We start from the raw sequence: 9,138 nt of genomic DNA on the forward strand, positions 1-9,138 counted from the left end.
TAAAGGTGTACCGTCCACAATTTTTCAAAGAGAACTACACCATGGTGGAAATGGTACAGAACAAATTATTACGGGATTCGGTAGATCAGTATAAGATCGAGGAGCGTTCTGCAGTGGCCAAGCGGATAATCAGTTCAGGGGAGCGCATCAACCGCCTGGTAAACATCTGTAAAGAAGATGATATTTCCCTGCCTGAGAATATTGAGCTGCTGGGCAAACAAATCTACGACCTTACCCACGATATGAATTTCAAAAATTGCAAAACCATGGGTGAGTTGCTTTACCTGGCGCTGGATTTTGTCAAGCGGAATTATCAGGATGTCAGTATGAAGCAAATAATTGACAAGAAAATGAATGTTCAGAACAGGACCTGATCAGCTGTATTCCTTGATTAGGGGGTGCTAATTCCAGTTTTCGTCAAAGTCCAGATCTTCGTAACTCTCGAGGTTATCGTCAAAATCCAGCCCTCCTTCTGCTTCAAATTGCTTTTCCGGGGGAGCTTCGGGTAATTCGCCGAAACTGAACAAGAGGTTGGGGTAGGACCTGCCGTCTTCCTTTGTTACAATATCGGCCAGTTCTACGAAGAAGGTCCACATACTCAGGAAGTCGTAGACATAGATCAGTTTGGGGTTGTCCTCCGTAAGCAGGTCCTGGATCAGGGTGTCCCTCATCAGACGCACTTCGGAAGTCCCTTCCCCTACATCAAAGAGGGGGATCTCATCTTCCTGGTTCCAGCGATCATCACAGGTGTAAAAGGAAGCCATTTCATCGCCCAGGAAACCAAAAGCCTGGTTAATTGCATTGTGAAGGTCCTCCAGGGTATTTGAGCCTTCAATCTCAATGTCCCTGAAAATGTCCTCTTCTGCGTCCAGTATGATCCTGATTTTAAATATCATATCGATGATCTATGGGAGCAAAATTACAAAGTTTTTACCTTTTTATCTGCAGTGTAGACGTCGAGCACGAGAAAGAACTGTACACCAAAAAGCACTGCGGCGAGAAAGAGGTGCAACGGTTGACTGCTGAAGGGGAAATCTGCATAATACATAACCATCCCTGTTACAATTTCTACCACTAACAATCCCATTACCCAGTTGATTTTTGAAAACCCGAGACGGTTCCTGTATATGGTATACGCCAAATACACATTTAGGAGCAACACAAGGATCGAAAACGACCTGTGGATGTAGAACTGCATATTGGGATCGGCCAGCCATAGTGATTTTGCTGCTTCCCCGACCATATCGATCTGCTCGTCAACAAACTGCCTTACCTGGGTCCCCAGGATTACCTGTATAATGGTCATAAGCAGCGCTGCGGGCATCAGGGTACGGAGAACAGCTGTTGCTTTATCCGATGGAACGCGTTTCCCCGTAAACTGTATGAGGTAGATCAGTAGGGCAACTATGGCAAGCGCCATAACCATATGCAGGGTAATCCTTACCGGTGCAAGTACGGAATACACCACAGTGGCCCCGAGCCATGCCTGGAACCCCATGGCCAACACCACAAGTATGGACAATAGCGTTACCCGTTTCTTTTCCTTCCAGTACCCTAAGGAACTTATTGCAAGTGCTAAAGTTGCAAACCCCGCCAGTGCTCCCAGAAGGCGGTTTATAAACTCTGTCCAGGTATGGTAGACATTAAAGACGGCATAGTCATGCTTGTCATAAGGCGCCCAATTTTTTTCGTTGTAAGTACTGTCTGAGACAAAGGCTTTCTGTGCTACCCGAAGGCTTTCATCCCTGATGATCACCTGTCCCTGTTCATAGGCCTTTCCAGGGGTCCAGACCAATTCACTTTCCTCGGTAGGCGGGATCAGGTAACCAAAGCATTTTGGCCAGTCCGGACACCCCATTCCGCTGCCTGTCATACGCACTATAGCACCGGCCATGATAACCAGATAGACCAGGATGAGAGATAGTTTAGCCAGGAATCGGAATCGCTTTTTCATCACCAAAAAATTAAATGGGGTACAAAATTAAGGCCTTGTTCGAAATTAAGGGGTAGAAGACCGGATATTTATAATGGTTTTAACCCAATTTCACGGCCTTTACGCAGCATAAATTCGTGCGCCGCATCAAATTCGTTAGGGATCTCTCCTTCCAGGATGGCTTCCTTGATGGCTTCCTTAATAACGCCTATTTCCCGGCAGGGCTTTATTCCAAAGGCCTGCATGATATCATCCCCACTGACCGGGGGTTGGAAATTCCGTATCCGGTCACGTTCCTCAACTTCTTCTATTTTCTGTCGGACCAGCCGGAAATTATTGCGGTATTTTCTTTGTTTTCGCGGATTTTTGGTAGTGATATCCGCCTCGCACAAGGTCATCAGGTCCTCTACATGTTCACCGGCGTCAAAAACCAGGCGGCGAACGGCAGAGTCCGTAACATGATCCTCCGATAAAATTATGGGACGGGAACTCATCCGTACCATCTTTTGAACAAATTTCATTTTCTCATTGAGTGGCATGCGCAGGCGTTTAAAAAGCTTGTACACCATCTTTGATCCTACGAATTCATGGCCGTGAAATGTCCATCCAATTCTGGGATCAAAGCGCTTGGTAGGAGCTTTTCCAATATCGTGAAGTAAGGCCGCCCAGCGAAGCCAGAGATCGTCAGTGGATGCAGAGATGTTATCCACCACCTCAAGGGTATGCCAAAAATTATCCTTGTGCCGCTGTCCTTCAACCTCCTCAATACCCTGTAAATCTGTCAATTCCGGCAGGATCAGGGGCAAGAGTTTGGTTTGGTAAAGCAGTCGGAATCCCTCGGAAGGTTTGGGGCATAACATGATTTTATGAAGCTCATCCACAATTCGTTCTTTGGAAACGATCTGGATACGCTCCCGGTTTTCAGAAATGGCCCTGAGGGAATCTTCTTCAATGGTAAAGCCCAATTGTGTTGCAAAGCGAATGGCACGCATCATCCTGAGCGGGTCATCAGAATAGGTGATATGTGCATCAAGGGGTGTCCGTAAAATCTTGTTTTCCAAATCCTGCAGGCCGGAAAACGGGTCGAGCAACAGTCCATATTTCCTCGGTTGCAGTGAAAGGGCCAGGGCGTTTATGGTAAAATCCCTGCGTTTCTGGTCGTCTTCCAGAGTGCCGCGCTCCACGACAGGTTTGCGGCTATGGCGCTGGTAGCTTTCTTTTCTGGCACCCACAAACTCCAGTTCTCTGCCGCGGTGTTTGATCATCGCAGTGCCGAAGTTCTTAAAGACTTTTACATCAGGCTTGCCAGGCAGAAGCGAGGCCACTTTCCTGGCCAGTTTTATGCCTTCCCCCACAGCAACAATATCAATGTCTTTGGGGGTTCCCCTGTCTAAAAGATAATCACGGACGTATCCGCCAATTACAAAGGAATCCGACCCCAGTTCCTGAGAGGCTTTTGAAATCTTTTCAAAGATCGGGTCTGTTAATGCTTCCTTGTAATACTGTTCCATGGTGCTGCAAAATTACCACTTCGGTCACAGGGCTGAGGGAGTGCCAAGTGATCCCCTAAAATCCGGTTGTATTCTTCAGGACGGAATTCATTGCGCCCATCCGAAGGATAAAAGGTCATTTCACCAAAGAGTATCTTCCCGTCAATGTTATACAGGTCCACCCGCACAAAGGGGAAATCTGCAGCCAACTTTTTGGCTACGGTTTTCATCTCTTCGAAATTTGCCGGAGGTGCCAGCTCGCCTTCATAGAAATTGGTAAGACCAACATTGAAGGGTTGTTTTTTCCAGTCCATATCGAAGAAGCAGCGATGGTTTTCCATCCCCCGGCCCATATCCACCTGAACGTATTCGGGAACTCCCGAAAAGCAGAAAAATTTATAATCATTGATAACGGCCTTTCCCATTTCACTTAGGTAGCGCTCGGCGATCAGGCGATGCGGTACATCTTTGTAGGCCCATTCCAGACCGCCGCGATAGTACTGGTTTTTCGAGAGCCATTTGGTCATCAGATAACGGGCCTTTCGGCGATTAAGCCGGGATTTATCAGGAACGATCAGGTTGAAGTGAAATCCATGTGCCCCTTTGATCACAAATTGGTTTGGGAGGGTATCAAAGTTTACTTTACTAGCCTTGTCGTATACACCTAGTAGGTCATTGAGGTAGCGCTCCCCAACCTTTTCTTTTACGTACTCACGCACTGCATATTTATCCACCAGCTGTGTCAATAGTGGATTTTTGTAGTACACCTTAAGCCATTGGATCTTAGCATTGAATTCCCTGGGGTCCTCCAGGTCCAGCTTTTTCCCCGTATAGTATTCATAGTAGATTTTGACATATAGGGGCGGCGGGAGGAATTTCAGCTTTTTCAGCAACCCGAGGAAGAGCTTCTTCAAGGAGGTATTCGTTTAATTGCTGTTACAAAGATATACCATAAGACAGACTTTCCTATTTTTGCATGATCTACAGCGATGCAGAAAGAGCAACCCAAAATATCTGTTATAGTAAGCACCTACAATTCGGAGGCTTGGTTAGAGAAGGTGCTATGGGGCTTCAATTGCCAGCTTTTTAAGGAGTTTGAAGTGGTAATTGCCGATGATGGTTCCGGTCCGGCCACTAAGGCATTAATAGAAAAAATGGCTGATGAGGTTTTTTACCCCATAGTCCATGTGTGGCAGGAAGACGATGGATTTCAGAAATCCCGTATCCTCAATAAGGCCATTGTTGCGTGTAATTCTGAGTATATCATCATGACCGATGGAGATTGTATCCCCAGGGAAGACTTTGTCCTGGTACATTATATCAACAAGGAAAAAGGCTATTTCATTTCGGGCGGATATTATATGTTACCCATGAACATCTCCCAGATGATCACCAGGGAAGACATTGAGAAGCAGCGCTGCTTTAATATGCAGTGGCTGAAATCCAAAGGGATTCCCAAATCCTTCAAGAACAATAAACTCACGGCCAATGGTTTTCTGTCCAAGGTGCTCAACTCGATAACCCCAACGAATGCCAGCTGGAACGGGCACAATTCATCGGGATGGAAGGAGGATATCCTAAAGGTCAACGGTTTTGATGAGCGAATGCAATACGGTGGCCAGGACCGTGAACTGGGAGAAAGGCTGTTTAATCTGGGTATAAAATCCAAACAACGCCGTTACAGTGCAGTATGTGTCCATCTGGACCACAAGCGGGGATACAAAACCCCGGAATCTATTGCTAAAAACAAGGCGATAAGAAAGGCCACCAGAAGCAAAGGCCTTGCCTGGACCAACTATGGCATTACCAAGTAATACGCGAGTTCGTTCTTTTTCTCCAGCTTTTTCAATTCGCGGTTGCGCTCCACGTCACACAGCGCGTTCAGGTAGCAGATGACCAGTCCCTTTTTTCCATCCAGGATACCCAGACGCAGCAGGTAGTGGTTGACGAACTTCCAGGCAGGTTTTAGCACGAAAGAGAAATAATTAAAATGCTTTTCCTTATAGAAGGCTTCTTTGGCTTTCATCCGGCCGTAAGTAAGCATTTTTTGTTTGTAGTCCTCGTAATTTTTATAGCAGTAATGGGTGAGCTTTTCTTTTAATATGCCCGAAGTTCCATCAACCTCAAGGGTTTCATGTACGATCTTTTTATCGCTGAACCTCGCTTTACTTTTTCGGAAAAGCCTGTAATTCTTGTCTGTTTGCCATCCACTGAAGCGCAAGACACGATCCTGGAACATAAAAGTGCGGTAAAACCAGTAAGCCGCGTGTTCTGGCTTACCTGAAACGGTATTCAGAATTTCATTCCTCAGGGGTTCAGATACAACCTCATCTGCATCTACAAATAGGATCCAGTCGTTCTGAGCCTGTTTCAGCGCGTAGGACTTTTGTGCGGTGAAATTGTGGAAGGGATGTTGGATCACGGTAACATTCGGCTGTTCCAGAAGGTACTCGTAGGTACCGTCGGTACTGTAGCTGTCTACGACAATAATTTCATCTGCAAAGCGTATGGATTCCAAACAACGCTCGATGTAACCGATTTCGTTGTAAGTAATTACCAGTGCCGATATTTTTTCTCGCGATTTGCTCATTAATTGGTGACCTTCAGTTTGTTTGGACCTATGTCCGTTTGTAATAACTAAAAAAGCACAGAAAAATTATGTGAATATAGCAGTTTCTGCAAATCAAACAGCTACATTGTATTCCCTCAATGCATCATTGAGCGATGTTTTTTTATTAGTACTTTCCTTACGTTTCCCTATAATCAGGGCACATGGGACCTGATATGCACCGGCCGGGAATTGCTTCGTATAACTACCTGGTATAACAACTGAACGCGCCGGAACCCTACCTTTGCTTTCAACCGGAGATTCGCCGGTTACATCGATAATCTTGGTACTGGCCGTAAGCACTACATTCGCCCCGAGTACGGCTTCTTTTTCCACGCGGACCCCTTCCACAACAATACACCTACTGCCGATAAAGGCATTGTCTTCTATGATCACAGGAGCAGCCTGCAGGGGCTCCAGCACACCGCCGATACCGACTCCGCCACTTAGGTGGACATTTTTTCCGATTTGCGCACAGCTTCCAACCGTAGCCCAGGTATCTACCATGGTACCTGTATCCACATAAGCCCCTATATTTACGTAGCTGGGCATGAGAATTGTTCCGGGAGCGATATAAGCCCCGTGACGGGCAACGGCATGGGGAACTACACGGATCCCTTTTGCTTCATATCCCTTCTTTAAGGGAATTTTATCGTGGTATTCAAAAATACCTGCTTCCAGGGTCTCCATTTTCTGGATAGGAAAATACAGGACAACAGCCTTTTTTACCCATTCGTTGATCTGCCAGCCTGTTTCAGTGGGTGCTGCACAACGCAGTTCCCCGGCATCAATTTGGGAGATGACCTCCCGAATGGCCTCCTGGGTTGTGCTCTGTTGTAATAACTCGCGGTTATCCCATGCGTTTTCAATGATAGTTCTCAGCTCCATAACTCCTGAAAATTTGGGCAAAGATAGGAGTTGCGGCTTATAAAAAAGTCAAAATTTACAGTCATTACAGAATAAGGCTTATTTTTGCAAAAAAATTGAACTTGGGAAGGATTCTGGCGTTAGATTATGGAAAGGTAAGAACCGGTATTGCGGTTACAGACCCTCTTCAAATAATCGCTTCAGGCCTGACCACTGTGGATACCCCTGCACTATTTGACTTTCTTGACTCCTACATGGAAGCGGAAGAGGTAGATGTACTGGTTGTTGGGAAGCCCCTTCAAATGGGAGGACAGCCCTCCGAATCAGAACCCCTGATAGCAGGGTTTATCCGTAAATTCCGGGCACGATATCCGGAAATTAGTATTGAACGACAAGATGAACGATTTACTTCCAAGCTGGCAGTGAAAACTATGGTAGCGGGAGGTGTGAAGAAGAAAAAACGAACAAATAAGGCCCTTGTTGACGAAATCAGTGCGACGCTGATCTTACAGGCCTATCTCGATAGAAAGTAAACTAATGGTATTACCAATTGTAGCTTATGGGGACCCCGTTCTGCGAAAGGTGGGGAAAGACATAACACCGGAGTATCCCGAGCTGAAAACACTGTTGGCCAATATGTGGGAGACCATGTATAAAGCCAATGGGGTTGGACTGGCAGCACCTCAGGTGGGTTTGCCGATTCGGCTCTTCCTGGTAGATACTTCTCCTTTTGCAGAAGATGAAGAGCTTAGCCCTGAGGAACAGGAAGAACTGAGGGGTTTTAAAAAGGTATTCATAAACGCCCATATGGAGGAAGAGACCGGGAGTAACTGGGCCTTTAACGAGGGCTGCCTTAGTATTCCGGATATCCGGGAAGACGTTGCCCGCAAGGATACCATTACTATTAGTTACCTGGATGAGAATTTTAAACCCCACAAGAAGGAGTATAGAGGATTATTGGCCAGGGTCATTCAGCATGAATACGATCATATTGAAGGGATACTGTTTACTGACAAGCTTTCTTCCCTCAAGAAACGACTGCTGAAGGGCAGGTTGAATAACATATCCAAGGGTAAAATTGAGGTCGATTACAAAATGCGTTTTCCAGCTCTAAAAAAAGGCAGATAAAAAAGCAGAAATAAAATAATTATATCATATTTGCCCCCAAATTTCAGCAAGGCATATGAGTTTAGAAAAAATACTTGCCATAGGTGGTAAACCTGGATTATTCAGATTAGTTACACAAACCCGAGGGGGTTTCGTTGCAGAATCCCTCATGGATGGTAAGAAAATAACAGTAGGGATGCGCGGAAACGTGAGCGTACTGTCTGAAATTGCCGTGTATACGCTTGAAGAAGAACTCCCGCTGGCACAGGTTTTCCAGAAGATCAAGGAAAAGGAGAACGGACAAAAAACGGCTATTGGCCATAAAGCCAGTAAAATTGACCTCGAAGCCTATTTCTTTGACCTGTTACCCAACTACGATGAAGATCGCGTATATCCCAGCGATATCAAAAAGGTAATTCAATGGTATAACCTCCTGCATGAAAACGGCATCACGGAATTCATTTCGGAAGATAAGTCCGAAGCTGCCGACAGCTCTGAGGAAGAATAGCCTCTCTGCTTAATCCTTTTCAATCTCCTTATAGGTAAACTTACTCTGTTTCCAGTCGATTCGGGGTGACGGATAGTATTTAATGTCCATCCGGTCCATGTAGGGCGCCTGGTTGGCCAGGCGAACCTTGAATTTTTCCCAATCCCGGTGTTCCTCTTTGGTCCAGCTTAATTCAGCATAGCCTATCATCCTCGGAAATGCCAGGTATTCCAGTTCATCGATATTGCTGATCGTTTCGGACCAAAGCGGGGCTTCTACACCCAGGATACGGTCTCTTGGAATGCCGCTAAAAGTTTCCGGGGTCCAGACGTATGCGGTATCAACCGGGATATAGGCGGCCCAGTGAAGCCCAAACTTAGAGAGGGTGTCGTACTGCATATCCAGATAGGTTTTGGTGGCCGGGGAAAGGAGCACCTTCATCCCCTTCTTATAACCTTCTGTGGCATTCTCCTTACTGGACCAAAAATGCACCACCGAGCTGCTATCCACATCCGCAGTTGCGATTTCATCCCAACCAATCATTTTTTTTCCGTGTTTTTGAACGATTTTTTCCACACGCGATACAAAGTAGCGGTAATCATCCTTAGCGGTTACGTGGCTCTCGTCCCCACCTATATGAAAATAC

General features: G+C 46.0%; 11 protein-coding genes and 1 pseudogene. 5 read left to right on the plus strand and 7 right to left on the minus strand.

The window, feature by feature from the left end:
* Positions 1-374 (plus strand): annotated as a pseudogene (locus AC4E7D_RS07640) (hypothetical protein); the annotation flags it as partial.
* Between the two features lie 27 nt (positions 375-401).
* On the opposite strand, the gene AC4E7D_RS07645 reads toward AC4E7D_RS07640, so the two are convergent.
* The 4 genes from AC4E7D_RS07645 to AC4E7D_RS07660 all read right to left on the minus strand — a co-directional run bounded on the left by AC4E7D_RS07645 (position 402) and on the right by AC4E7D_RS07660 (position 4,337).
* Positions 402-896, minus strand: a complete 495-nt coding sequence (locus AC4E7D_RS07645) for an IS1096 element passenger TnpR family protein (RefSeq protein WP_490173220.1) — start codon at positions 894-896, stop codon at positions 402-404.
* A gap of 23 nt (positions 897-919) precedes the next feature.
* Positions 920-1,954 (minus strand): COX15/CtaA family protein, encoded by a 1,035-nt coding sequence (locus tag AC4E7D_RS07650; RefSeq protein WP_490173221.1) that lies wholly within the window; start codon positions 1,952-1,954, stop codon positions 920-922.
* Positions 1,955-2,022: 68 nt separating this feature from the next.
* Positions 2,023-3,444: a CCA tRNA nucleotidyltransferase gene (locus AC4E7D_RS07655; protein ID WP_490173222.1), complete on the minus strand. Its 1,422-nt coding sequence runs from the start codon at positions 3,442-3,444 to the stop codon at positions 2,023-2,025.
* Positions 3,417-4,337 (minus strand): ATP-grasp fold amidoligase family protein, encoded by a 921-nt coding sequence (locus AC4E7D_RS07660; protein WP_490173223.1) that lies wholly within the window; start codon positions 4,335-4,337, stop codon positions 3,417-3,419. The genes AC4E7D_RS07655 and AC4E7D_RS07660 overlap by 28 nt, the downstream gene beginning before the upstream one ends.
* A 75-nt stretch (positions 4,338-4,412) precedes the next feature.
* On the opposite strand from AC4E7D_RS07660, the gene AC4E7D_RS07665 reads away from it, so the two are divergent.
* Complete coding sequence (locus AC4E7D_RS07665; protein WP_490173224.1) at positions 4,413-5,237, plus strand: glycosyltransferase family 2 protein; 825 nt, start codon at positions 4,413-4,415, stop codon at positions 5,235-5,237.
* Here the strand turns inward: AC4E7D_RS07665 and AC4E7D_RS07670 are convergent.
* Both AC4E7D_RS07670 and AC4E7D_RS07675 read right to left on the minus strand, forming a co-directional pair.
* Positions 5,219-6,013 carry a glycosyltransferase family 2 protein gene (locus tag AC4E7D_RS07670; RefSeq protein WP_490173225.1) on the minus strand — a complete coding sequence of 265 codons (795 nt, stop codon included), beginning with the start codon at positions 6,011-6,013 and terminating at the stop codon, positions 5,219-5,221. The genes AC4E7D_RS07665 and AC4E7D_RS07670 overlap by 19 nt on opposite strands.
* A 93-nt stretch (positions 6,014-6,106) precedes the next feature.
* Complete coding sequence (locus tag AC4E7D_RS07675) at positions 6,107-6,919, minus strand: 2,3,4,5-tetrahydropyridine-2,6-dicarboxylate N-succinyltransferase (RefSeq protein WP_490173226.1); 813 nt, start codon at positions 6,917-6,919, stop codon at positions 6,107-6,109.
* A 101-nt stretch (positions 6,920-7,020) separates the two neighbouring features.
* Between AC4E7D_RS07675 and ruvX the strand changes: the two genes are divergently transcribed.
* Genes ruvX through AC4E7D_RS07690 form a run of 3 tightly spaced genes read left to right on the plus strand, consistent with a single transcriptional unit; the run spans position 7,021 to position 8,513 of the window.
* Positions 7,021-7,431, plus strand: a complete 411-nt coding sequence (ruvX, locus tag AC4E7D_RS07680) for a Holliday junction resolvase RuvX (RefSeq protein ID WP_490173227.1) — start codon at positions 7,021-7,023, stop codon at positions 7,429-7,431.
* A 4-nt stretch (positions 7,432-7,435) separates the two neighbouring features.
* Positions 7,436-8,026, plus strand: a complete 591-nt coding sequence (gene def / locus AC4E7D_RS07685; protein ID WP_490173228.1) for a peptide deformylase — start codon at positions 7,436-7,438, stop codon at positions 8,024-8,026.
* Positions 8,027-8,081: 55 nt separating this feature from the next.
* Positions 8,082-8,513 (plus strand): DUF5606 family protein, encoded by a 432-nt coding sequence (locus AC4E7D_RS07690; RefSeq protein ID WP_490173229.1) that lies wholly within the window; start codon positions 8,082-8,084, stop codon positions 8,511-8,513.
* Positions 8,514-8,522: 9 nt separating this feature from the next.
* Here the strand turns inward: AC4E7D_RS07690 and AC4E7D_RS07695 are convergent.
* Positions 8,523-9,138, minus strand: a 616-nt coding sequence (locus AC4E7D_RS07695; protein WP_490173230.1) for a family 20 glycosylhydrolase, incomplete at its 5' end; no start/stop codon positions are given.

Source organism: Lentiprolixibacter sp. (genome assembly GCF_982873095.1).